Source organism: Streptomyces sp. NBC_01723 (assembly GCF_036246005.1).
Lineage (GTDB): Bacteria > Actinomycetota > Actinomycetes > Streptomycetales > Streptomycetaceae > Streptomyces.
In genome coordinates this window covers 4028760-4051283 of the sequence record NZ_CP109171.1, presented here as the reverse complement: position 1 = coordinate 4051283, position 22524 = coordinate 4028760, and the positions used below count along the sequence as shown (strand labels likewise).

Sequence of the window (22524 nt, the reverse complement as noted above, 5' to 3'; positions counted from 1 at the left end):
GTCGGTGTCGTCGTTCCCCCCGGGACCAGAACACCGGGGACCAGTCTGACGCACCCCACTGACAGTAGGTGCCCTTCGGGGTCAAGTCGTGACGAGGGACGGTCGGGCTACCGGGAGCGAGTTGTGCACAGGACCCGCTTCGAAACGAATTCCGCTCTCTCTAAGGTCAGGAGTAGTAGTAGGGCCTGTGGATACCGTGGATAACCGCGTTTCCCCAGGTCAGAGCAGGAATTTTGTCCACTGGTCCTGTGGGTGGAGCCCGTGGACAACCGGGCGTATCTGTGGAGAACAGAAAGTTCTGCACACTCCGTGCACAGGGAGAGGCGACTTCTCCCCAACGCCGTCCCCAGGTTTACCCACGTTTCCCACAGCCCAACCCGGCACCCTGATGTGACGCCTTTCACTCGACGCGGTGACAGGGCGCGTCACGTTGCCGAACAGTGGACAGACATGTGGAGAAGCCCATGATCGTTGGGGACAACCGGCTCCAGCCTGTGGGTTGCCCGTGGACAACTCGATGCACAGCTTGTGGAACGTTTCGTCGTCCACAGCCTGTGGAGATCGTTCGTCCACGAATCCACAGGGAGCTGACCTGCCCTGATGATCCCTCAACAGCCCGGCCTGTGGACAGGATCGGGACAACTTCCCAGTCCCCAAGGTGTGGACGGAAGAAAGTGGCCCAATCTGTGGAGGACGGCCGTAACCCCGCAGGTAATCGAACAGCGGCTGGGACGGGCGTACGACCTCCAAGCACGACGCACCCGGCCCCCGGGCACACGAAAGGCGCCTCCGGAGTGTCCGGAGGCGCCTGTGGGGCCGGTGCCGGCAGCCGTCAGCCGTTCTTGATGCGGTTGGTCAGCTCGGTCACCTGGTTGTAGATGGAGCGCCGCTCCGCCATCAGATTGCGGATCTTGCGGTCGGCGTGCATCACCGTGGTGTGGTCCCGGCCGCCGAACAGGGCGCCGATCTTCGGCAGCGAGAGGTCCGTCAGCTCGCGGCACAGGTACATGGCGATCTGCCGGGCCGTCACCAGCGCGCGCCCGCGCGAGGTGCCGCACAGGTCCTCGACGGTGAGGCCGAAGTAGTCGGCGGTCGCGCCCATGATGGCCGTGGAGGTGATCTCGGGCGCGGAGTCCTCGCCGCCCGGGATCAGGTCCTTGAGGACGATCTCGGTCAGGCCCAGGTCGACCGGCTGCCGGTTGAGCGAGGCGAAGGCCGTCACCCGGATCAGCGCGCCCTCCAGCTCGCGGATGTTGCGCGAGATCCGGGAGGCGATGAACTCCAGTACCTCGGGCGGGGCGTTGAGCTGTTCCTGCACGGCCTTCTTGCGCAGGATCGCGATGCGCGTCTCCAGCTCGGGCGGCTGGACGTCGGTGGTCAGGCCCCACTCGAAGCGGTTGCGCAGCCGGTCCTCCAGGGTCACCAGCTGCCGGGGCGGCCGGTCGGAGGAGAGCACGATCTGCTTGTTGGCGTTGTGCAGCGTGTTGAAGGTGTGGAAGAACTCCTCCTGCGTCGACTCCTTGTCCGCCAGGAACTGGATGTCGTCGACGAGCAGGATGTCCATCTCGCGGTAGCGCTTGCGGAAGCTGTCGCCCTTGCCGTCGCGGATGGAGTTGATGAACTCGTTGGTGAACTCCTCGGAGCTCACGTAGCGCACGCGTGTGCCCGGGTAGAGGCTGCGCGCGTAGTGCCCGATGGCGTGCAGCAGGTGGGTCTTGCCCAGCCCCGACTCCCCGTAGATGAAGAGCGGGTTGTAGGCCTTCGCGGGCGCCTCGGCGACGGCGACGGCCGCCGCGTGGGCGAAGCGGTTGGAGGCGCCGATGACGAAGGTGTCGAAGAGGTACTTCGGGTTCAGGCGCGCGGTCGGCTCGCCCGGTCCGGTCGCCGGTGCCGGCTGTGCCGCGAGCGGACCGGGGGCGCCGGTGGTGGGACCGGGGCCGACGGGGCCGCCGCGGTGCACGCGTCCGGAGCCGGACGGGGGCTCGGGCAGGTCCCGGCGGGGGCCGCGCTGGTCGTATTCACCGCGCGGGGAGTCGTAGTCGCCCCGGGACTGCTCGTAGTCGCCACGGGGGGATTCGTAGTCGCCGCGGGGCTTGTCGTAGTCCCCGCGCGGTTGGTCGTAGTCGCCGCGCTGCTGGTCGTAGTCGCCGCGCGGGGAGTCGTACGGCGGGCGCTCCGGGGACTGCGGCCGGTAGTCCTGCTGGTACGCGTCGTGGGGGTACGGCGCCGGGTCCTGGCCGTACGGCTCCTGCGGCGGTGAGGCGTAGGGGTCCCGCTCCGGGAAGCCGAGGCGCTGCTGCTGCCAGCCGTAGTCGTCCTGCTGCGTCTGGCGCGGCCAGGAGCCGGGCTCGGGGCGCTGGTACTCCTGCGGATAGGCGGGCCGGGCGGTGGGCAGCTGGTCGGCGCGGTGGCGGCCGTATCCCTCGTACTCGTCGCGGCCCTGGCCGGGAGCGGGGAGCTCGGGCTCCTCGTAGCGGGGCTGGGGACGGCTCGGCGGCGTCTGCGGGGCGGGGCCGGCGGGCTCGCCCGCGGTGTCGTCGACGGTGATCGCGATGCGGATCGGGCGGCCGCACTCGCGGCTGAGGGTCTCGCTGACGACGGGGGCGAGACGGCCCTCCAGTACGCCCTTCGCGAATTCGTTCGGTACGGCGAGCAGGGCGGTGTCGGCGACCAGGGCGAGCGGCTGACAGCGCCGGATCCAGTGCTCGTCCTTCGACTCGACGCCCTGCCCGCGGCCTTCCCCGAGAAGTTGTTCCAGTACGCGTGGCCACACTGCGGCAAGATCGGCAGGTACGTCAGCCACAGGGCACGCTCTCTCACGAGTCCCTCGAAGGTGTGATTCGGGGACGGGTCGGGATGAAACTCGGATGGGGCAGGGATAAGGGAACGAATCGGAGTTCAGCCACGGTAGTCAGCGCGGCCGGTAGGGTTCAAGTTGTTGTCCCCAGCCTGTGGACAAGTGTCTCCCGGTCCCCGCTGGTTTGACCGAATGGCGCAGTCGCACGTACCGTAACCAGGTCGAGTTGTCGATGGCTGCTGCCGCCTGCCTCCGATGGGCACAGGTCACGTTCAAGGTGATCGAAAAGCGGTGCACTCGGGCGTAACGCGAGCTACTCGTGGGCGCACGGTGACAGCCAGGACGGCACCCCGCCAACCCCGATTCTTTCTGGAGCCCCCGAGTGAGCAAGCGCACCTTCCAGCCGAACAACCGCCGTCGCGCCAAGACCCACGGCTTCCGGCTGCGGATGCGTACCCGTGCCGGCCGCGCGATTCTCGCGACTCGCCGCAGCAAGGGTCGCACCCGTCTGTCCGCCTGATCCCGGTCAGGTCATGACATCGTGCTGCCCACCGAGAACCGGCTGAGGCGGCGCGAGGACTTCGCGACCGCGGTACGACGAGGACGCCGGGCCGGCCGCCCGGCCCTCGTCGTCCACCTTCGAAGCGGTGCCACGGACCCGCACGCGCCTGGGGAGAGCGCTCCCCCGACACGTGCGGGTTTCGTCGTGAGCAAAGCTGTAGGAGGCGCGGTGGTGCGCACCAAGGTGAAGCGCAGGCTTCGCCATCTGGTGCGCGACCGGATCCACCTGTTTCCCCCCGGTAGCCTGGTAGTCGTACGAGCGCTGCCCGGTGCGGGTGACGCCGACCATGCACAGCTGGCCCGAGACCTGGACGCCGCCCTGGAGCGGCTACTGGGAGGGGGCGCGCGATGAAGTACCCGCTACTGGCTCTGATCAAGCTCTACCAGTGGACGATCAGTCCGCTGCTGGGGCCGGTGTGCAAGTACTACCCGTCGTGCTCCCACTACGGCTACACGGCCATCGACCGGCACGGAGCCGTCAAGGGCACGGCGCTCACGGCATGGCGCATCCTGCGATGCAATCCGTGGTCGCTGGGCGGCGTGGACCATGTTCCGCCGCGCAAGCGTCCGCGGTGGCACGAAATGCTGCGTGACGCCTGGCGTGCACGTAAGGGCGGGCCCTCCGCCGCCGAACCGGCCACCGAAGGACGGACGGCTCCCACGAGCCCCTCCGGCCCCTCGGGCCCGGCCGCAGAGACCTCGCCCCATGCCCAAGGAGCATGATTAGTGGACACGATTGCCAGCCTGTTCAGCTTTATCACCTGGCCCGTCTCCTGGGTCATCGTCCAGTTCCACACGGTGTACGGGGCGATCTTCGGACCTGACACCGGATGGGCCTGGGGCCTGTCCATCGTGTCCCTGGTGGTCCTCATCCGCATCTGCCTGATCCCGCTCTTCGTGAAGCAGATCAAGGCGACGCGCGGTATGCAGACGCTCCAGCCGGAGATGAAGAAGATCCAGGAGCGCTACAAGAACGACAAGCAGCGTCAGTCCGAAGAGATGATGAAGCTGTACAAGGAGACGGGCACCAACCCGCTCTCCTCGTGCCTTCCCATCCTGGCGCAGTCCCCGTTCTTCTTCGCCCTGTACCACGTGCTCAACGGCATCGCGTCCGGTGACACCGTCGGTGCGGTCAACCAGAAGCTCCTGGAGAGCGCGCAGCAGGCCCACATCTTCGGTGCCCCGCTGGCCTCCAAGTTCTTCAGCAGCGAGAGCGAGGTCGCCGCCCTCAACGCCTCGCTGACCGACGTGCGGGTCGTCACCGCGATCATGATCGTGCTGATGTCCGCGTCGCAGTTCTTCACCCAGCGCCAGCTGATGACGAAGAACGTCGACACCACGGTGAAGACCCCGTTCATGCAGCAGCAGAAGATGCTGATGTACGTCTTCCCGGTCATGTTCGCCGTCTTCGGCGTGAACTTCCCCGTCGGTGTCCTCGTCTACTGGCTGACCACCAACGTGTGGACCATGGGCCAGCAGATGTACGTCATCCGCAACAACCCGACGCCGGGTTCCAAGGCCCAGGCCTCCTACCTGGAGCGGCTGCACAAGAGCGTCACCGAGCACGGCAAGACGCGCGGCCGGGGCGAGAGGGCCATCGTGAAGGCCATCGTCGCCAAGGGCCGGGACCGCAACGAGTTCGAGCGCAAGTTCATCAACGGCCTGAACAAGGCCGGTCTCGCCGCCCAGCCCGACGGCAACGTACTGAAGAACGAGGCCTCCGCGGCCGCCCAGAGCGAGGACGGCGCGCCCGGCGCCACCGCCACGCCCAAGCGGCAGCAGCCCAAGCGGCAGAGCAAGTCGCAGCGCCAGTCCGCCAAGCCGGGCGGAGAGGCCGAGGCGAAGACCTCGCTCACCAAGTCCGACGAGCCGGAGGACGGCAAGCAGGCCGCCAAGCCCGCCGATGCCGCCAAGAAGTCCGGACAGCAGAAGCCCGCCCAGCAGAAGGGCGGCGGCACCCGCAGCAAGGCCCAGTCCGGGCAGCGCAAGGGCCCGCAGCGGCCCAAGTCCCCGTCGAAGAAGTAAGAAGGAGTCCATCCCGTGACGGAAGGCACCACCTCCGCCGCTGCCGAGGGCGCAGACACCCTCTCCCGCCTCGAGCAGGAGGGCGAGATCGCCGCGGACTACCTGGAGGGCCTGCTCGACATCGCCGACCTCGACGGCGACATCGACATGGACGTCGAGGCAGACCGTGCCTCTGTCTCGATCATCAGCGACTCGAACAGTCGCGACATCCAGAAGCTGGTCGGCCGGGACGGTGAGGTGCTGGAGGCTCTGCAGGAGCTGACGCGCCTGGCCGTGCACCGGGACACCGGTGACCGCAGCCGACTGATGCTCGACATCGCCGGCTACCGGGCCCAGAAGCGCGCCGAGCTGTCCGAGCTGGGCGCCAAGGCCGCGGCCGAGGTCAGGAGCAGCGGCGAGTCCGTGCGGATGGAGCCGATGACCCCGTTCGAGCGCAAGGTCGTGCACGACGCGGTCAAGGCCGCAGGGCTGCGCAGCGAGTCCGAGGGCGAGGAGCCCGAGCGCTTCGTCGTCGTGCTTCCCGCCTGATCGGTTCTCTCGTTCTCCGGCCCCGTCTGTTGCGCAGGCGGGGCCGAGTTTTGTCAGCCTGATAGTTCTGGTGGTTCTGGCACCGGCGCCTGGTGCGCCGGGCGCCGTACGGAAGGACGGTCCCCGTGACGGAGGCAGCGGAGCTTCCCCCTGTACCCGAGCAGGCGCGTGTCGTGTTCGGCGATCGCTACGCGGACGCGGTCCGCTACGCGGAGCTGCTTGCCGAGGCGGGGGTGAAGCGCGGCCTGATCGGCCCGCGTGAGGTTCCCCGCCTGTGGGAGCGGCATCTGCTGAACTGTGCGGTGCTCTCGGAGGTCGTGCCCGAGGGTGTGACGGTGTGCGACGTCGGGTCGGGCGCCGGTCTGCCCGGGATCCCCCTGGCGCTGGTGCGGGACGACCTGAAGATCACTCTGCTGGAGCCGCTGTTGCGGCGCACGAATTTCCTGACCGAGGTCGTGGAGCTGCTGGGCCTGGACCATGTGACCGTCGTGCGCGGCCGGGCCGAGGAGGTCATGGGCAAGATGCCGCCGGTGCATGTGGTGACGGCTCGTGCCGTCGCCCCGCTCGACCGCCTCGCCACCTGGGGGATTCCCCTGCTGCGCCCGTACGGCGAGATGCTCGCGCTCAAGGGCGACACGGCGGAGGAGGAGCTGAAGGCGGCGGCCACCGCACTGAGCAAGCTGGGTGCCGAGAAGACATCCGTCCTTCAGGTGGGCGAGGGCGTCGTGGACCCCCTGTCCACCGTGGTGCGGGTCGAGGTCGGCGAGAGCCCCGGTGGTGTGCGCTTCGCCGCCAAACGAGCCAAGGCGGCCCGGACGGGGCGCACGCGTCGGCGTCGCGGCTGACCCGTCCTGGCGTCCGGCCGTACTCCACACAAGCTGCCAAACCTACGCATGCCGGAGTGTCGCGGGAGTTCGGCATCGCACGCTGTGCATCGTGTTTCACGTGAAACGTCGCTCACTGCTGCACGGCATCATCAGTCGCGGCCGCGCTGCGGCCGACCCCCGCGACCGAAAGCCTCTCGGGTCGCTCGGAGAGGGGGCGGAGTTGTCCACAGAGGTGGATTTCTCCACAGAACACCAGGCCTCACTGGTTCATGACCCCGAAGGCATGGGAGGCTCTGTTCATTGCGAGCCTGAAGTCGAGGAGAGTGAATCCTTGCGGTCCGACGCCAATATCGCGGGACCGATGACCGATCCGGTCCCCGGTCCCCGTACCGAGTCGATGGGAGCGGATGTTTCACGTGAAACACCGCCTCCGATGGACGACACTCCGATCGGTCGCGCTGCCCAACTGGCGGTGGAGGCTCTGGGGCGCGCCGGCGAAGGGCTGCCGCGACCCGAGCAGACCCGGGTCATGGTGGTCGCCAACCAGAAGGGCGGTGTGGGCAAGACGACGACGACCGTCAACCTTGCCGCCTCACTCGCCCTCCACGGTGCCAGAGTCCTGGTCGTCGACCTGGACCCGCAGGGCAACGCGTCCACCGCCCTGGGTATCGATCACCACGCCGACGTCCCCTCCATCTACGACGTACTCGTCGAGAGCCGACCGCTCTCGGAAGTGGTCCAGCCGGTCCCGGATGTCGAGGGTCTGTTCTGTGCGCCCGCCACGATCGATCTCGCCGGTGCCGAGATCGAACTGGTCTCTCTGGTCGCCCGGGAGAGCCGGCTCCAGAGGGCGATCGCCTCATACGAGCAGCCGCTGGACTACATCCTCATCGACTGCCCGCCCTCCCTCGGTCTGCTGACGGTCAATGCGCTTGTCGCAGGCCAGGAGGTGCTGATCCCGATCCAGTGCGAGTACTACGCGCTGGAAGGGCTGGGACAGCTCCTCCGCAATGTCGATCTGGTCCGAGGGCACCTCAACCCGACGCTGCATGTGTCGACCATCCTGCTCACCATGTACGACGGCCGGACGCGGCTCGCGTCCCAGGTCGCGGACGAGGTGCGCAGCCACTTCGGCGAAGAGGTGCTGCGGACGAGCATTCCCCGCTCGGTCCGTATCTCTGAGGCCCCGAGCTACGGGCAGACGGTACTGACCTACGATCCAGGATCGAGTGGAGCCCTCTCCTATCTGGAGGCGGCACGTGAGATGGCGCTGAAGGGCGTGGGCGTCCAGTACGAGGCGACGCACGCTCACCTCGGCGCACAGAATGACCCGAACATGGTGGAGGGGATCCAGTGAGTGAGCGACGGAGGGGGCTGGGCCGTGGTCTGGGCGCACTGATCCCCAACGCCCCGACGGAGAAGTCGGTGGCTTCGGCAGCGCTGGGGAATGCGGTCTCCGCTTCTCCGGGGACCATGCCGCTGCTGCCGAACGAGCGCGGGGTGGCCGCGGCGAAGGTGGCCACGCTGCCCCCTGTTTCACGTGAAACAGAGGAGCCGGCGGCATCCGGTGGCGCGGAGGGTCTCCGGGCACCCATGGGGGCGCACTTCGCCGAGGTCCCTCTCGACGCCATCACGCCGAACCCGAAGCAGCCGCGTAAGGACTTCGACGACGACGCGCTGGCCGAGCTGGTCACCTCCATCAGGGAGGTCGGGCTCCTCCAGCCGGTCGTCGTCCGGCCGATCGGTCAGGGCCGCTATGAGCTGATCATGGGCGAGCGTCGTTTTCGGGCCTGCCGCGAGCTTGAGCTGGAGGCCATCCCGGCGATCGTCCGGGCCACGGAGGACGAGAAGCTTCTCCTGGACGCCCTCCTGGAGAACCTGCACCGTGCCCAGCTGAACCCGCTGGAAGAGGCTTTCGCCTACGACCAGTTGCTGAAGGACTTCAACTGCACGCACGACCAGCTGGCCGACCGGATCGGGCGCTCCCGGCCTCAGGTCTCCAACACGCTGCGTCTGCTGAAGCTCTCGCCGAAGGTGCAGAACCGGGTGGCCGCGGGCGTGCTTTCCGCGGGGCATGCCCGGGCGCTGCTCTCCGTCGACGACCCGGAGGAGCAGGATCGCCTCGCGCACCGCATCGTGGCCGAAGGGCTCTCGGTGCGGTCGGTCGAGGAGATCGTGACCCTGATGGGTTCCCGGCCCCAGAAGCCGCAGCGTGCCAAGGGCCCGCGAGCCGGTTCCCTGGTCTCCCCGGCGCTGTCCGACCTGGCGACGCGGCTGTCCGACCGCTTCGAGACCCGAGTGAAGGTCGACCTGGGACAGAAGAAGGGCAAGATCACCGTGGAGTTCGCCTCCATGGACGACCTTGAGCGGATCCTCGGAAGCCTCGCCCCCGGTGAAGGTCCCGTGCTGCAGAAGGGGCTCCTGGACGACGAGGACGAAGACCTCGACTCCTGAAGCACAGGCCGCCAGGGCGGGCCGTGTCCGGTGCATACCGGAACACGGCCCGCCCTTTGCTTTGCGTCGGTGTCGGGACCGGCGCATCGTGGATACGATGCGATCGGGATGGGTCATCACCTGGCAATACCTCTGAGAGGAAGGCAGGGGCCATGCGCACGATGGGCCGCACCGGACTGGTGAGCGCGGGCTTGGGGCTGGGCGCGGTCGGTGGCTTCATCGGCAGCCTGCTCAGGGAACGGAGCGCTCTGACAGCCGCTCGTGACGCGGCAGGCGAAGGAAGCGAGGAACAGCCTTCATGGGGCGCCGGCTCGTACCGCTCACGCTGGACAACCTTCAGGACCTTCCCCAGGGCTGTCGCTCGTGCGTCTTCTGGGAACTGGATCCCGTCAGCGGCGAAGCCGCGGTAAAGGCCGGGACGCCCGCCCTGGAGAAGGAGTCCTGGATCTCCGCCGTGCTGCTGGACTGGGGATCGTGCGGCCGGGTGGTCTATGTCGACGATGTGCCGGTGGGCTTCGTTCTCTATGCCCCGCCGGCCTACGTGCCCCGCTCGACAGCGTTCCCCACCAGCCCCGTCTCGTCCGACGCGGTGCAGCTGATCACGGCGTTCGTGATGCCGGGCTACCAGGGACAAGGGCTCGGGCGCGTGATGGTCCAGACGGTCGCCAAGGATCTGCTGCGCCGGGGCTTCAAGGCGATCGAGGCCTTCGGGGACGCACGCTGGAAGGAGCCGGCCTGTGTCCTGCCCGCGGAGCATCTGCTGGCGGTGGGCTTCAAGACGGTCCGCCCCCACCCCCGCCATCCGCGGCTGAGGCTGGATCTGCGGTCCACGCTGTCCTGGAAGGAAGACGTGGAGTTGGCGCTGGACCGCCTGCTCGGAGCCGTTCAGAAGGAACCCGCGCTGCGTCCGTTGTAGCGGTGAGCCGGGACGAGGAAGTCGCCGTACACGAAGGGGCCGACCCATGCGGGTCGGCCCCTTCGTGTTTCACGTGAAACGTCAGTCGGCGATGAAGTCCTCGAGGTCGCGAACGATCGCAGCCTTCGGCTTGGCGCCGACGATGGTCTTAGCCACCTCGCCACCCTGGTAGACGTTCAGGGTCGGGATGGACATGACGCCGTACTTGGCGGCCGTACCCGGGTTCTCGTCGATGTTCAGCTTGACGATCTCGATCTTGTCGCCGTACTCGGCGGCGATCGCCTCGAGGGACGGCGCGATCTGGCGGCACGGACCGCACCAGGCGGCCCAGAAGTCCACCAGGACGGGCTTGTCGCTCTTGAGGACGTCCTGCTCGAAGGAGTCGTCGGTCACATGCTTCAGGGTGCCGGCCACGGCGGGCTCCTTAACTGGTTGGTGCGGGGATGGGGGGTCAGACGGCGGTCTTCTCGGGCTCCGCCTTGTCCTCGTCGCTGAGCGCGGCGAGGAAGCGCTCGGCGTCGAGAGCGGCGGAGCAGCCGGTGCCGGCCGCGGTGATCGCCTGGCGGTAGGTGTGGTCGACCACGTCACCGGCGCCGAAGACACCGGTCAGGTTGGTACGGGTCGACGGAGCCTCGACCTTCAGGTAGCCCTCCGGGTCCAGGTCGAGCTGGCCCTTGAAGAGCTCGGTGCGCGGGTCGTGGCCGATCGCGATGAACAGGCCAGTCACCGGCAGGTCCGAGAGTTCGCCGTTCTTCACATTGCGCAGCTTCAGGCCGGACAGCTTCTGGTCGCCCTGGACCTCCGCGACCTCGCTGTCCCAGACGAACGTGATCTTCGGGTCGGCGAAGGCGCGCTCCTGCATCGCCTTGGAGGCGCGCAGGGTGTCCCGGCGGTGGACGATCGTCACGGACTTGGCGAAGCGGGAGAGGAACGTGGCCTCCTCCATCGCGGTGTCACCACCGCCGATCACCGCGATGTCCTGGTCCTTGAAGAAGAACCCGTCACAGGTCGCGCACCAGGAGACGCCGCGTCCGGAGAGGGCGTCCTCGTTCGGCAGGCCGAGCTTGCGGTGCTGGGAGCCGGTGGTGATGATGACGGCCTTGGCCCGGTGGACCGTGCCCGCGGTGTCGGTGACGGTCTTGATCTCGCCCGACAGGTCGACGGCGACGACATCGTCCGGGATCAGCTCGGCGCCGAAGCGCTCGGCCTGGGCGCGCATGTTGTCCATGAGCTCGGGGCCCATGATGCCGTCCTGGAAGCCGGGGAAGTTCTCCACCTCGGTGGTGTTCATCAGTGCTCCGCCCGCGGTGACGGCTCCTTCGAACACCAGCGGCTTCAGCGAAGCACGCGCGGTGTACAGGGCCGCCGTGTAGCCGGCGGGCCCGGAGCCGATGATGATCACGTTTCGGACGTCGCTCACGGCTGCATTCCTCGTCTCTGGACTAGCTTCTTCGGGGCCGGGTGAAGCTGCACTCGGAACTCTCACCCCACCTAACGGATCCTACGGGGCGCGCATTCCCGCCGTGCCCGGGCACACGGGAACGGCGCCGGGGCGCGGGAAGGGAGAGAAGAGCCTGATCGCTACGAACGTGCGTAGGAGTGCTTCAAGAGGATCTGGGCCTTGCTGACGGCGGGCTCCCGCACGCACGACGAGTCGACGATGTAGGCGGTGACCCGCGAGTCGTTGGAGGCGTCGGGCAGGACCACGAGCAGGACGTCCTTGCCCTGGTAGACGCCCTTCTCCGTGGCGATCACGGCGTCGTCGCGGCCGATGCCCTTCTCGATGCACTCCGGGATCGTCGGCTGCTTGAAGACATGGTTCTCGGCACCGGTCTCGTTGCCGTTCTCGGACTCCGTGCCGAAGGTACGGGGGGTGCGCGGTCCGCTCTCGTTGGCCTGCCCGCCCGAGAGGAGGCCGGTGACCTTGTCCTGGAGCCTGCCCTCGGAGAAGGTGTCCGCCGGCGCCGACTGCTGTCCGTGGGCGGTGTCGTCCGATGGGCTCCCCCCGGTCAGGGAGGACACGACGACCGAACCGAGGCCGATGGCGGCTGCGGCGGCCACGGCGCCGAGTACGGCGATCCTGCGCCTGCCCCCACGCCGACGGTCCTTGCGGCCCGGGCCAGTGGAGGAGGGACGGGCATGCCCGGCGGGACGGTCGGCTGCCGCCGATGCCGAGGGTGGTGCCGATGTTTCACGTGAAACACGCGCGCTGTCGTCGCTGGACGCGGCTCCCCCTGTGGTGGCGTCCAGCGCCGCCTCGGCCGCCAGGGCGGCGTCGATGCGCTCGGCCACGTCGTCCGGCATCCGTTCCGGCTCCGGCAGGGCTCCGAGCAGCCCCTGGATCTCCTCCAGTGAGGCGTAGACGTCCGCGCAGAGGTCGCACCCCTCCAGATGCCGCCGTATGTCGGTCGTCCGGGTGGTCGGGAGGAGGCCTTCGGCGAGGTCGGAGATCTCCGCGACGTCCGGGTGCCCGGCCCTGTCTGTCGTCGACGACGTCACGCTCGTCCACCTCCGCCCTTCACTGCGGCTGAATCGCTCGGCCCGTTCTCCGGCGGACCCGCACGGTGCGGTTCCGCTGCCGGTGGGACGGATGTCCCCGGCGTCCGGTTCCGCTCGGTGCCGGACTTCCTGTCCTCGCCGCCCCCGCCGCTGCCCTCCGGGCGTAGATGGGAGAGCTGCGGCAGGAGTCTGGCTCTGCCCCGGGCGCACCTGCTCTTGATCGTGCCGGTCGGTACGTCGAGGATCCGGGCGGCTTCGGCGACGGGGTATCCCTGCATGTCCACCAGGACGAGGGCTGCTCGCTGGTCGGCCGGCAAGGTACCCAGGGCCTTCAGCAGCTGGCGGTGCAGGTCGTTGCGCTCGGCGGGGGCGGAGGCCGACTCGTGCGGCTCCAGGAGCTGCTCCAGGCGCTCGGTGTCGTCGACCGGGGAGGTCTTCCGGGAAGCGGCCTTGCGTGCCCGGTCGAGACAGGCGTTCACGGTGATCCGGTGCAGCCACGTCGTGACGGCCGCCTGTCCGCGGAAGGTGTGGGCGGCCCGGTAGGCGGAGACGAGCGCGTCCTGAACGGCGTCGGCCGCCTCCTCCCGGTCTCCCAGCGTCCGCAGAGCCACGGCCCAGAGCCGGTCGCGGTGACGACGGACGAGCTCACCGAAGGCTTCGGGGTCGCCGTCGACGTGGCGGGTGAGCAGATCCTGATCGCTCACCCCGTCGTACCCGGCGCCTTCCGCCATCGGATCCTCCCCCTTCGGGCAGATGTCGTCAGCTGGTCACCTTGATGTCGGCGACGCGGCCCCGGAACTGCCCGTCCGTCAGCGGCAGCTCGGTCAGCCAGACCAGTAGGTAGCGGGTCCGGAGGGCCTCGTCCGGCTTGAGGTCCACCGTTGTGCCGGAGCCACCGGCAACCTTCGTGTAACCCTTGAAGGACTGTGGTTCCGAGTCGGTGTCGCCGCCGGCCCGGAGCTCCACCGAGGTGTCCCCACCGAACGACACGGCCACCTTACCGACCTGCTGGACCTTGCCCAGATCGACGACGATGCCCACACCCGGCTTGAGCCGCCCGAAGTCGGCGCTCGCGTAGTGGCTTGTCTGCCAGTACGTGCTCGGGCTGCCGTCGTAGGCCTTGCTGACGTTCTCCGGGTACTCGGACCCGTCGTCGCCGAACGGGTCGAAGTCGTGCGCGCTCGCGATGGCGATCGGCCCACTGACCGGCTTCTTCGTGCTCTTGTCGTTGTCGCCGTCCGTCGTCTGCGTCTGGTTCTGGTCGTCGGACTTGCCGCCGCGCTCCATGAGCGCGTCCGCCAGCTGCCAGCTGCCCAGGCCGAGGGCGGCGATCAGCAGAGCGGAGACGCTCCACTTCAGCGCCTTGCCGGTACGGCTCTGCAGCGGGGGCGGCGGCGCCTGCACCGCCTGGGTGGCGCCGGGGCGCGGTGCCGGACGGCCGTACGCACCCTGCTGATAGGCGGTGCGCTGGTAGTCGGGCGGTGCGGTGTACGAGGGCTCCGGCGGGCGGATGCGGGGCATCTCGCCGATCGCCTTCACCAGCTCCTCCGGCGTGGTGCACGGGGCCTCGTGCCGGGAGGCGGTCGCGCCGTCGTTGGCGAGCGCCCGCATGGCCAGTTCGGACAGACCGCGGTGGACGCCCGCGCGGACCTGGTCCGGGGGGATCAGACCGATGTCCTTGGGCAGACCGGCCAGACCGTGGGCGTCGGTCTCGTACGGCCAGCGCTGGGTGAGCGTGGCGTACAGCAGGGCGCCGATGGCCTCCGTGTCGGTGCGCTGGGGGGACGCGGAACTGATGCCGCGCAGTGCGGCGTTGACAGCGAGGCCGCGGATCCGCCACTGCCCCGACGACGTACGCAGCACCGCGTTGGGGCTCAGCCGCAGATGGGCGAGGCCCTCACGGTGGGCGGCCGCCATGGCGGAGGACACCTGACTGACCATCTGGTAGGCGTCGTACACCTCCAGCGGGCCGGAGGCGAGGAGCGCGGTCAGCTCCGTGGCGTCGGGGAGCCACTCGTGGACGACGTAGACGAGATCGTTGTCCTCGACGGCGTCCAGCACCTGGACGAAGCGGGGATCGCCGAGCAGCGCGGAGGAGCGTGCCGCGGCCAGCACGGAGCGGGCCCGCGTGTGGTCGGTCGGCAGGATGTGGACTCCGACGGCGCGGCGGAGCTTCTCGTCGACGGCCCGCCAACTGCTGAAGCCGTCCAGACGGGTGACGCACTCCTCGAGGCGGTAGCGTCTGGCGAGCTTGTGCCCGCTGTGCAGTTCGGGAGGCGAGGCCTTGCCGGTTTCCTCGCTCGTGGGGGTCCCCTGTGCCTCGTCGCTGTCCGTGTCCCGCTCCCGGTTGTTGGCCACCCCGTCGGCCGTGGACTGGTCCGCCTGTGCGGTCAGCGGCTCATCACCGCTGTTGTCTGCCACGTCGACGGCAGCTGTGCTCCGTTCCGCCACCGTCGTTCCTGCCTCCCCATTCGATGCGCGTCGGCCGACTCCCGATGCGCGCGTCCGACGCCGAACCCAATTGTGCCCACAGTCCGGCGCTATGCACGACACACGGCGGCGGACGATGGTTGTGCGCCTACCCCGGGTCTCAGCGTCCCAGGCGTCCGCGCACCATGCCGACCAGAGAGTTGACCTCCTCGATGCGCATCCGGCGGGCGGCGACGAAGAAGACACCGAACAGCAGTAGCCCGCCGGCCAGCAGCGCGGCGAACGATCCCACGACACCCTGACCGAGCGACCTGGTGATGGCGTAGCAGGCCGCGCCACTGAGCAGGACGGCCGGGACGGACGCGATGCACAGCCGGGCATACGTCCGCAGCACCCGGGCGCCGTCGAGGTCGCCGCCGAGCCGCTTGCGCAGCCTGCGCCAGGCGATGCCCACACCGATCACGTAGGCCAGGCCGTAGGAGGCGGCCATGCCGACCACGGCCCAGCGCGCTGGCAGCAGGAGGAAACAGAGTCCCGAGGCGGCGGCGTTGACCACGGCCACGATGACCGTGTTGTAGAAGGGCGTCCGGGTGTCCTCGTAGGCGTAGAAGGCGCGCAGGACGACGTACTGGACGGAGTACGGGATGAGGCCGAGGCCGAAGGCCATCAGCATGTAGCCCATGTTGGTGGCCTCGCCGGTGCCCGAGGAACCGAACATGAGCGTGCACATCGGAATGCCGAGCGCGACGAATGCGAAGGACACAGGGACGATGGCGACGGCTGTGGTGCGCAGGCCCTGGGAGATGTCGTCCCGCACCGCTCCGCCGTCCTCCTCGGACGCCGAGCGGGAGATGCGGGGCAACAGGGCGGCCATCAGGGAGACGGTGATGATGGCCTGGGGCAGGCCCCAGATCAATTGCGCGTTCGCGTAGGCGGCGAAGCCGGTGCCGTCGACGGGCGAGGCCTTGCCGGCCGCGGTGGAGAGCTGAATGACGATCATGGCGCCGGCCTGGTTGGCGAGCACGAACAGGACCGTCCACTTGGCGAGGGTGACGGCCTTGCCGAGTCCGTGGCCCTTCCAGTCGAAGCGCGGGCGGAGCCGGAACCCCGTCTCTCGCAGGTAGGGGATCATGGCCAGGGACTGGACGACGAGGCCCAGCAGCACCCCGATACCGAGCAGCTTCTCGCCCTCCGGCGGGATGCTGGTGACCTTCATCCCCGAGTTCTCTGCGGTGCCGTAGACCCAGATGAACATCCCCAGGGTCACGATGATGACGATGTTGTTGAGGACCGGCGTCCACATCATCGCGCCGAACCTGCCGCGGGCGTTGAGGATCTGCCCCATCACCACATGGAGGCCCATGAAGAAGATCGACGGCAGGAAGTAGCGGACGAAGGTGATACCGACCTCGTTCGCGGCCGGGTCACTGGCGACAGGGTTGGACAGCAGCCGGATCAGCAGGGGTGCGGCGAAGACGGTGATCACGGTCAGGGCGCCCAGCGCCACCATGACGAGGGTCAGCAGACGGTTGGCGAAGGCCTCGCCACCGTCCTCGTCGTCCTTCATCGCCCTGACGAGCTGCGGTACGAAGACAGAGTTGAGGCCGCCGCCGACGGTGAGGATGTAGATCATCGTGGGCAGCTGGTAGGCGACCTGGAAGGTGTCTCCGAGCAACCCGACGCCCAGAGCCGAGACGATCAGCGCCGACCGGATGAACCCCGTCAGCCGCGACACCATCGTGCCCGCGGCCATCACGGCGCTCGACTTCAGGAGGCCACCCGCGCGACCGCCCTTCTTGGCCGCGCCGGCCGGAGCGGCCGCGGAAGCCGGCTCGGGCTCCACGAGGGGGGCCTCGGCCGCTTCCGGGGTCGGGGCGACCGCGTACTGGCCGGGAGCGGGTGGCGCGTGCTGCTCATGCCCCGGTGCCGGGCCGCCGTACTGGCCGGGTGCCGGAGGGTTTCCGTAGGGGCCGGTCCCTTGCGGGGCTCCGTACTGGGCCGGTCCCTGCGGGCCGCCGTACTGCGCCGGTCCCTGCGGGCCGCCGTACTGCGCCGGTCCCTGCGGGCCGCCGTACGGGGCCGGGCCCTGGGGGCCGCCGTACTGGGTGGGGCCCTCGGGGCCGCCGTACGGGGCCGGGCCCTGGGGAGCGCCGTACGGCCCCGGTGCCTGGGCGGGTGCGGGTACGCCGGCGTGGTCGTCGTACGAGGGGTGGCCGCCGCCCTGCTGCTGGTCGCGGAAGAGGTGCGCGAAGGCGTCCGGCTCGTGGCGTTGGTCACCGGCCTGGGTGACCAGGTCGTCCACGCCGACGAACTGGGTGGTCCGCGGGTCGTCGCCGTACGGCAGATACTGCGTCGGGCCCTCCGGTTCGGGGGCCGGGGTCTGCCCCCAGACGCGCGGGTCGGGGGCATGCGGCGACTGGGCGGGCTGGGAGTACAACGGCTGCTGCGGGTACGCGCCCGGCGGCGGCGGGGGGTGCGCGGCGCGGTCGTAGAGCGCCTCGGAGACCGGGTCCTGGGCGGAGAGGTCCTGTGCCCGGTAGGGATCCTGGTCGTAGGCGTCCTGGAGGTACATGTCCGCGGGCGGCTGCGGCGGCGTCTGACGGGGGTCCTGCGGCGGGCCCTCGGGGTGGCCCGAGCCGTCCGCGGACCGACCGCGGTCACCGTCGTACGGCGCGTTCATCGCTACCCCACCTCATCGTCCCGGGCCGACCGGCCACGACATCCTCAACGGTCCACTCTCTCACCCGTGCCGGACGGGTCCGTGCTTTCCGTTGCGGCGTTTGGTGTCGGGTCACTCGGCTGCTCGGGGTCGCCTGCCCGGGCCGGTGCCTCGGACTCCTTCTTGAGACGCCCCTCGGTGCCGTCCGGGTTCTCCGGTCCGTCTTCGGGGTCCTCGGGCGCCTCCGACCCGTCGGAACCGTTCTTCTCGGCGTCCCGGGCCGCGGCGCGCTTGCGCTGCGTGTACATCCGGAAGCCGGCGAGGACGAGCAGCAGGACACCGCCGCCGATGACGAGCATCACGGTGGCCGTGATCTCGGTGACCTTCACGTCGAAGGTGACGGGCTTGCCGTACTTGCGTCCGTCCATCGTGTACAGCTGGGCGATCACCGTCGCCCGGCCGTTGGCATTGGCGGACGTGGGGAACTTCACCGACTGGCTGTGGCCGCCGGAGACCGAGATCGGCTGCTCCTCGTACCGGTCGCCGTCGATCTCCAGGCGCGTCGGGTTGGTCGAGGTGAGCCGTAGAACCAGGGGCCCGACGTCCTGCACCAGGTTGTTCTGCACCGTCACCGGGATGGTGGCGCTGCGCCCGGAGAGCTTGGTCTCGGACTTGTCGATCAGTCTGACCCGGCCGGTGAGCCCGTCGAGGTAACGCTTCACGCCGTCGCGGAACGACTCCGCCTCGGTGGTCCGGCCCCGCCAGGACACGGACATCTCCCGGTTGAGGGCGCGTCCGAAGGGAGTCACCACGCGGGACGGGTTGGACAGGACGACCTGGAAGTTGTCGAGCGTGCCCTGGGTCCGGGCGATCTCCTCGAACGCCGACCGCGGCAGCTCGTTCTTGCGCAGTTCCGAGGGGTACGACGAGGTCCCCGGAACCTTCGTGGTGGCGTCCGGGTCCGGCTTGGCCCCCGCGGCGGCCCCCAGTTTCTGGGACTCGGACCAGGTGCTCCCCTGCAGCGCGCGCAGCGCCTCGGCCATCGCGCGTGCCTGGCTCCCGGACGGCATGCGCTGCGGTGCGATGACCACGCTGCGCTGCTTCCCGGTCTGGAGGCCCAGGCCCAGGCTCTGGGCGAGGAACCGCTGCACCGCCAGCGTGGACGAGGACGCCTTCGTCAGGTCGCCCTCGAACGCCGTGGACAGCCGGGCGTCCGCGACGACGGCCGTGGTGCCGCCGCCGACGGGGCGGGCGGCGGACGGCGTGTACGAGAGACCGTTGCTCTCCTGGAGGCTGTCGCTGCGGGCGATCACCTTGTCGGCGCCGGCGGAGGTCGCGACCTTGACGATCGACCGGTCGACGGCGCCGTCCACCGGCCAGGCGAACTCGGTGCTCGGCTTCACGTGGAGGATTGTCCCGACCGTGTCTTCGATCACGTCCGTGGCGCTTTTCAGCTGGCTCAGTGAGCCGGTGACGTCCGTGCCGTTGTGGGCCAGGGACGCCAGGTCGGGGTCGGCGAAGGGGAGGGCGACGACCTCCTTGTCGGCCACCGCGTCCTGCAAGTCGGCGAGCCACTGCTTGGCGACGTCCTGATGGGTTCCGGCGACGGTGTTCTCGCCGTCCCGGACGCGGTAGCTGCCGGTCATCGCGTCGACGGAGGCCAGCAGGTCCGGGTCGACCACCCAGGTGACGTCGAGATCCTTGCCCAGCGTCAGCATCTGGTTCAGCCGGCCGCCGGGGGAGATCTCCTTGGCCAGGTCGTCATTGAGGAGGACCGGGGTCTGCTCCTCGTTCGGCCCCGTCTCGGCGGCCATGTGCGTGGTGGAGATCAGCGGCCACAGGGCCGTCGTCTTCGTCTTGGTGTCGGCCCCACCGGGCTGCCACGGCAGGAAGGTCCGCTGGATGCCGAGGATCTGCTCCCACGGCTGTGCGGAGGTCTGCCCGGAGAGCGAGACGGCGAATTCGTAGACGCCGTCCTCGCCGAGGTTCAGGTCGTCGGCGGGCACGGAGATGTTGAAGTGCTCGGCCACGCCCGGGACCAGCTTGGAGAACTTCTCGGTGTATTTGTTCTCGATCTCCGGGGCGATGGACCCCTGGAGGTTGTCGCTCTCCTTGGCGATCGAGTCGACGGACGAGCGGGTGTCCACCTCGGGGCCCACGCGCAGGCCCACGTGGGCGTCGGTGACGGCCTGCTTGCCGTTGTTGGTGACGGTGCCGGACACGGTCACCGTGTCCCCGTCCGTGGGCGCCGAGGGGGTCAGCGAGTCGACGGCGACGGCCACCGGGCCCGAATCGCCGTCGGCCCGGGCGGACGGCTTGCCGTCGGCGTGTGCCGCGCCGGCCGTGGGCAGCTGGACCAGGCCGGCCAGCAGCGGCGCCCCGGCGAGCAGTGCCGTGGTGCGCCGGAGCCACCGGCGGGCAGGTGAGGGACTGGTCCCCTGGAAGTCTGCCGCCTCGGCCACGCGCTCGCCCGTCCCTCGTCGTGATCAGTGGTCGTCGGAATGTGCGTCCACGCATGGTAACGATGTGCGCGGAGAGGAAGTGCCGCGGCGTACGCCACAAGATCGCCTGCGGGGGCGGGCCGCCCCGTATGTGCGCCTATAAAGGGAGCGGGGCCGAACTGGGGGATTCGGGCCGCGATCAATGGGGGCGCCTGGCTCCGCCCGGGCCACGTACCCTGTTCTGTTGTGCCGAACGTCAACGAAGCCAGCCCCAGCGCCCTGAGCCCGGAGCCGTCCCCCGCGATGCGCGAACCACTGCGGGTCGCCCCCGTCGCCGACGAACTTGCCCGCCGTTTCCAGGAGGCCGGGTTCTCTCTCGCCCTGGTCGGCGGCTCGGTCCGGGACGCGTTGCTCGGCCGGCTCGGCAACGATCTGGACTTCACGACCGACGCCCGTCCCCAGGACGTACTGGCGATCGTGCGCCCCTGGGCGGACGCCGTCTGGGAGGTCGGGATCGCCTTCGGGACGGTCGGGGCGCAGAAGGACGGCTACCAGATCGAGGTGACGACCTACCGCTCCGAGGCGTACGACCGCACCTCGCGCAAGCCGGAGGTGTCCTACGGCGACTCCATCGAGGACGACCTCGTCCGGCGCGACTTCACGGTGAACGCGATGGCGGTCGCGCTTCCGGAGAAGGAGTTCATCGATCCGCACGGCGGGCTCGACGACCTCGCGGCGCGTGTGCTGCGCACTCCGGGCACTCCGGAGGACTCCTTCTCGGACGACCCGTTGCGGATGATGCGAGCCGCGCGCTTCGCGGCGCAGCTCGACTTCGAGGTCGCGCCCGAGGTGGTGGCCGCCATGAAGGACATGGCCGGCCGTATCGACATCGTCTCGGCCGAGCGGGTCCGGGAGGAGCTGAACAAGCTCGTCCTCTCCTCGCACCCCCGCAAGGGACTGACCCTGCTGGTGGAGAGCGGCCTCGCGGACCGGGTCCTGCCCGAGCTGCCGGCGCTGCGCCTGGAGCGTGACGAGCACCACCGGCACAAGGACGTCTACGACCACACGCTCATCGTCCTGGAGCAGGCGATGGCCCTGGAGAGCGAGGGTCCCGATCTGACCCTCCGCCTGGCCGCCCTGCTGCACGACATCGGCAAGCCCCGCACGCGCCGCTTCGAGAGCGACGGCCGGGTCTCCTTCCACCACCACGAGGTGGTCGGGGCCAAGATGACCAAGAAGCGCATGACCGCGCTCAAGTACTCCAACGACCTGGTGAAGGACGTCTCCCGCCTGGTCGAGCTGCACCTGCGCTTCCACGGCTACGGCACGGGCGAGTGGACGGATTCAGCGGTCCGCCGGTACGTCCGTGACGCCGGCCCGCTGCTCGACCGACTCCACAAGCTGACCCGGTCCGACTGCACGACCCGCAACAAGCGCAAGGCATCGGCTCTCGCACGCGCGTATGACGGCCTGGAGGACCGGATCGCCCAGCTCCAGCAGCAGGAGGAACTGGACGCGATCCGCCCCGACCTGGACGGCAACCAGATCATGGAGATCCTCGGAGTTCCCCCCGGCCCGGCCGTCGGCCAGGCCTACAAGCACCTGCTGGAACTCCGCCTGGAGAACGGCCCGATGGAGCACGACGCGGCGGTGGCTGCGCTCAAGGACTGGTGGGCGCAGCGCGTGGAATCCGCATGAGGAGAGGGCGCTACGTTTCACGTGAAACGTAGCGCCCTCTCCTCATGCGCTGCCGCTGTGCCGCCGTCGTGCTGCTTCGGGGCCATGTTTCACGTGAAACATGGCCCCGAAGCAGCAGTCGGGCTGTGCCCTGGATTTCTCAGGCCTCGCCGAGGCAGAGCAGGAACTCTTCTCCGTCGCCGGTCTCGGCGTAGAAGCCAGTGGCTCCATCGACCTTCCGGCACTCGGTCTCGGCGCTGATCGAGGTGAAGTGCCCCTTGACCTTCTTGAGGACCTTGCCCTCGGACTCCGAGGAGGAGCAGTCCACGACCTCCATGCGGTCCGAGGACGACGACGCGGACTTCAGGCAGTCACCCACGGCTGCCTGCTCGGCGTCGTCCCGGCTGGCGATGTACCCGCCCACCGCGACACCCACGACGATCACAGCGATGACGATGTTCTTGATCATCTTGAAGCTCGGCTTGCGGCGGGCCGGCTCCGGCGGGATCGGCGCGTACGGCGCGCCCTGCGGGGGGACGCCGGGCTGACCGGGCTGCTGCGGGAAGCCCTGCTGCCCCTGCGCGTAGGGGTTCTGTCCCTGGGGCTGCTGCGGAGCCTGCGGCTGGCCCTGGGCGAACGGGTTGCCCTGCGGCGGCGGCTGAGTGGTCACTGGGGGTCCCCCTGGAAAATAGGCACGTGTCGCGGACATG

Annotated in this window: 19 protein-coding genes; 10 read left to right on the top strand and 9 right to left on the bottom strand. The window is 69.3% G+C overall.

What is annotated here, in order from left to right:
- Window positions 1-832 precede the first annotated feature (832 nt).
- Window positions 833-2803: a chromosomal replication initiator protein DnaA gene (gene dnaA / locus OIE75_RS18620; RefSeq protein ID WP_329471518.1), complete on the bottom strand. Its 1971-nt coding sequence runs from the start codon at window positions 2801-2803 to the stop codon at window positions 833-835.
- Between the two features lie 376 nt (window positions 2804-3179).
- Here dnaA and rpmH point away from each other — a divergent pair, with 376 nt between their 5' ends.
- The 9 genes from rpmH to OIE75_RS18575 all read left to right on the top strand — a co-directional run bounded on the left by rpmH (window position 3180) and on the right by OIE75_RS18575 (window position 10108).
- Window positions 3180-3317 (top strand): 50S ribosomal protein L34, encoded by a 138-nt coding sequence (gene rpmH, locus OIE75_RS18615; protein WP_064728817.1) that lies wholly within the window; start codon window positions 3180-3182, stop codon window positions 3315-3317.
- A gap of 21 nt (window positions 3318-3338) precedes the next feature.
- Window positions 3339-3710 (top strand): ribonuclease P protein component, encoded by a 372-nt coding sequence (gene rnpA, locus OIE75_RS18610; RefSeq protein WP_122616561.1) that lies wholly within the window; start codon window positions 3339-3341, stop codon window positions 3708-3710.
- A complete protein-coding gene (gene yidD, locus OIE75_RS18605; protein WP_125491288.1) occupies window positions 3707-4081 on the top strand; it encodes a membrane protein insertion efficiency factor YidD in 375 nt (124 codons plus the stop codon). The genes rnpA and yidD overlap by 4 nt, the downstream gene beginning before the upstream one ends.
- Before the next feature lie 3 nt (window positions 4082-4084).
- The gene (gene yidC, locus OIE75_RS18600) at window positions 4085-5383 is read left to right on the top strand and encodes a membrane protein insertase YidC (protein ID WP_307013727.1); all 1299 of its coding nucleotides are present in this window, start codon (window positions 4085-4087) and stop codon (window positions 5381-5383) included.
- Window positions 5384-5398: 15 nt separating this feature from the next.
- On the top strand, window positions 5399-5911 hold the full coding sequence (locus tag OIE75_RS18595) for a Jag family protein (RefSeq protein WP_307013726.1): 513 nt from the start codon (window positions 5399-5401) through the stop codon (window positions 5909-5911).
- Window positions 5912-6036: 125 nt separating this feature from the next.
- The gene (gene rsmG, locus OIE75_RS18590) at window positions 6037-6756 is read left to right on the top strand and encodes a 16S rRNA (guanine(527)-N(7))-methyltransferase RsmG (protein ID WP_234956468.1); all 720 of its coding nucleotides are present in this window, start codon (window positions 6037-6039) and stop codon (window positions 6754-6756) included.
- 265 nt (window positions 6757-7021) lie between these two features.
- Window positions 7022-8095, top strand: coding sequence for a ParA family protein (locus OIE75_RS18585; RefSeq protein WP_163015882.1), 1074 nt, complete (start codon window positions 7022-7024; stop codon window positions 8093-8095).
- Window positions 8092-9192, top strand: a complete 1101-nt coding sequence (locus OIE75_RS18580; protein ID WP_307013725.1) for a ParB/RepB/Spo0J family partition protein — start codon at window positions 8092-8094, stop codon at window positions 9190-9192. Before OIE75_RS18585 ends, OIE75_RS18580 begins: the two co-directional genes overlap by 4 nt.
- A gap of 298 nt (window positions 9193-9490) precedes the next feature.
- Entirely contained in the window at window positions 9491-10108 is a 618-nt protein-coding gene (locus OIE75_RS18575; RefSeq protein WP_122616555.1) for a GNAT family N-acetyltransferase, read from the top strand.
- 81 nt (window positions 10109-10189) lie between these two features.
- On the opposite strand, the gene trxA is transcribed toward OIE75_RS18575, so the two are convergent.
- The 7 genes from trxA to OIE75_RS18540 all read right to left on the bottom strand — a co-directional run bounded on the left by trxA (window position 10190) and on the right by OIE75_RS18540 (window position 20158).
- Window positions 10190-10522, bottom strand: a complete 333-nt coding sequence (gene trxA / locus OIE75_RS18570) for a thioredoxin (RefSeq protein ID WP_122616554.1) — start codon at window positions 10520-10522, stop codon at window positions 10190-10192.
- Window positions 10523-10559: 37 nt separating this feature from the next.
- Complete coding sequence (gene trxB, locus OIE75_RS18565) at window positions 10560-11528, bottom strand: thioredoxin-disulfide reductase (RefSeq protein WP_307013724.1); 969 nt, start codon at window positions 11526-11528, stop codon at window positions 10560-10562.
- Window positions 11529-11689: 161 nt separating this feature from the next.
- Complete coding sequence (locus OIE75_RS18560) at window positions 11690-12607, bottom strand: anti-sigma factor family protein (RefSeq protein ID WP_307013723.1); 918 nt, start codon at window positions 12605-12607, stop codon at window positions 11690-11692.
- On the bottom strand, window positions 12604-13338 hold the full coding sequence (sigM, locus tag OIE75_RS18555; RefSeq protein WP_329471515.1) for an RNA polymerase sigma factor SigM: 735 nt from the start codon (window positions 13336-13338) through the stop codon (window positions 12604-12606). Before sigM ends, OIE75_RS18560 begins: the two co-directional genes overlap by 4 nt.
- A gap of 28 nt (window positions 13339-13366) precedes the next feature.
- Complete coding sequence (locus OIE75_RS18550) at window positions 13367-15058, bottom strand: serine/threonine protein kinase (protein ID WP_329471514.1); 1692 nt, start codon at window positions 15056-15058, stop codon at window positions 13367-13369.
- 139 nt (window positions 15059-15197) lie between these two features.
- Complete coding sequence (murJ, locus tag OIE75_RS18545) at window positions 15198-17717, bottom strand: murein biosynthesis integral membrane protein MurJ (RefSeq protein WP_329471513.1); 2520 nt, start codon at window positions 17715-17717, stop codon at window positions 15198-15200.
- 44 nt (window positions 17718-17761) lie between these two features.
- A complete protein-coding gene (locus OIE75_RS18540) occupies window positions 17762-20158 on the bottom strand; it encodes a DUF6049 family protein (RefSeq protein WP_329471512.1) in 2397 nt (798 codons plus the stop codon).
- A 225-nt stretch (window positions 20159-20383) separates the two neighbouring features.
- Between OIE75_RS18540 and OIE75_RS18535 the strand changes: the two genes are divergently transcribed.
- Window positions 20384-21835 carry a CCA tRNA nucleotidyltransferase gene (locus tag OIE75_RS18535; RefSeq protein ID WP_329471511.1) on the top strand — a complete coding sequence of 484 codons (1452 nt, stop codon included), beginning with the start codon at window positions 20384-20386 and terminating at the stop codon, window positions 21833-21835.
- A 139-nt stretch (window positions 21836-21974) separates the two neighbouring features.
- Here OIE75_RS18535 and OIE75_RS18530 read toward each other — a convergent pair whose 3' ends face one another.
- On the bottom strand, window positions 21975-22484 hold the full coding sequence (locus OIE75_RS18530; RefSeq protein WP_307013717.1) for an LppU/SCO3897 family protein: 510 nt from the start codon (window positions 22482-22484) through the stop codon (window positions 21975-21977).
- Window positions 22485-22524: the final 40 nt, after the last annotated feature.

Excerpts from the sequence above, each read along its gene's own strand:
- sigM (WP_329471515.1), bottom strand. The coding sequence starts at position 13,338 with ATGGCGGAAGGCGCCGGGTACGACGGGGTGAGCGATCAGGATCTGCTC.
- OIE75_RS18585 (WP_163015882.1), top strand. The coding sequence starts at position 7,022 with ATGGGAGGCTCTGTTCATTGCGAGCCTGAAGTCGAGGAGAGTGAATCC.
- yidD (WP_125491288.1), top strand. The coding sequence starts at position 3,707 with ATGAAGTACCCGCTACTGGCTCTGATCAAGCTCTACCAGTGGACGATC.
- murJ (WP_329471513.1), bottom strand. The coding sequence starts at position 17,717 with ATGAACGCGCCGTACGACGGTGACCGCGGTCGGTCCGCGGACGGCTCG.
- OIE75_RS18575 (WP_122616555.1), top strand. The coding sequence starts at position 9,491 with ATGGGGCGCCGGCTCGTACCGCTCACGCTGGACAACCTTCAGGACCTT.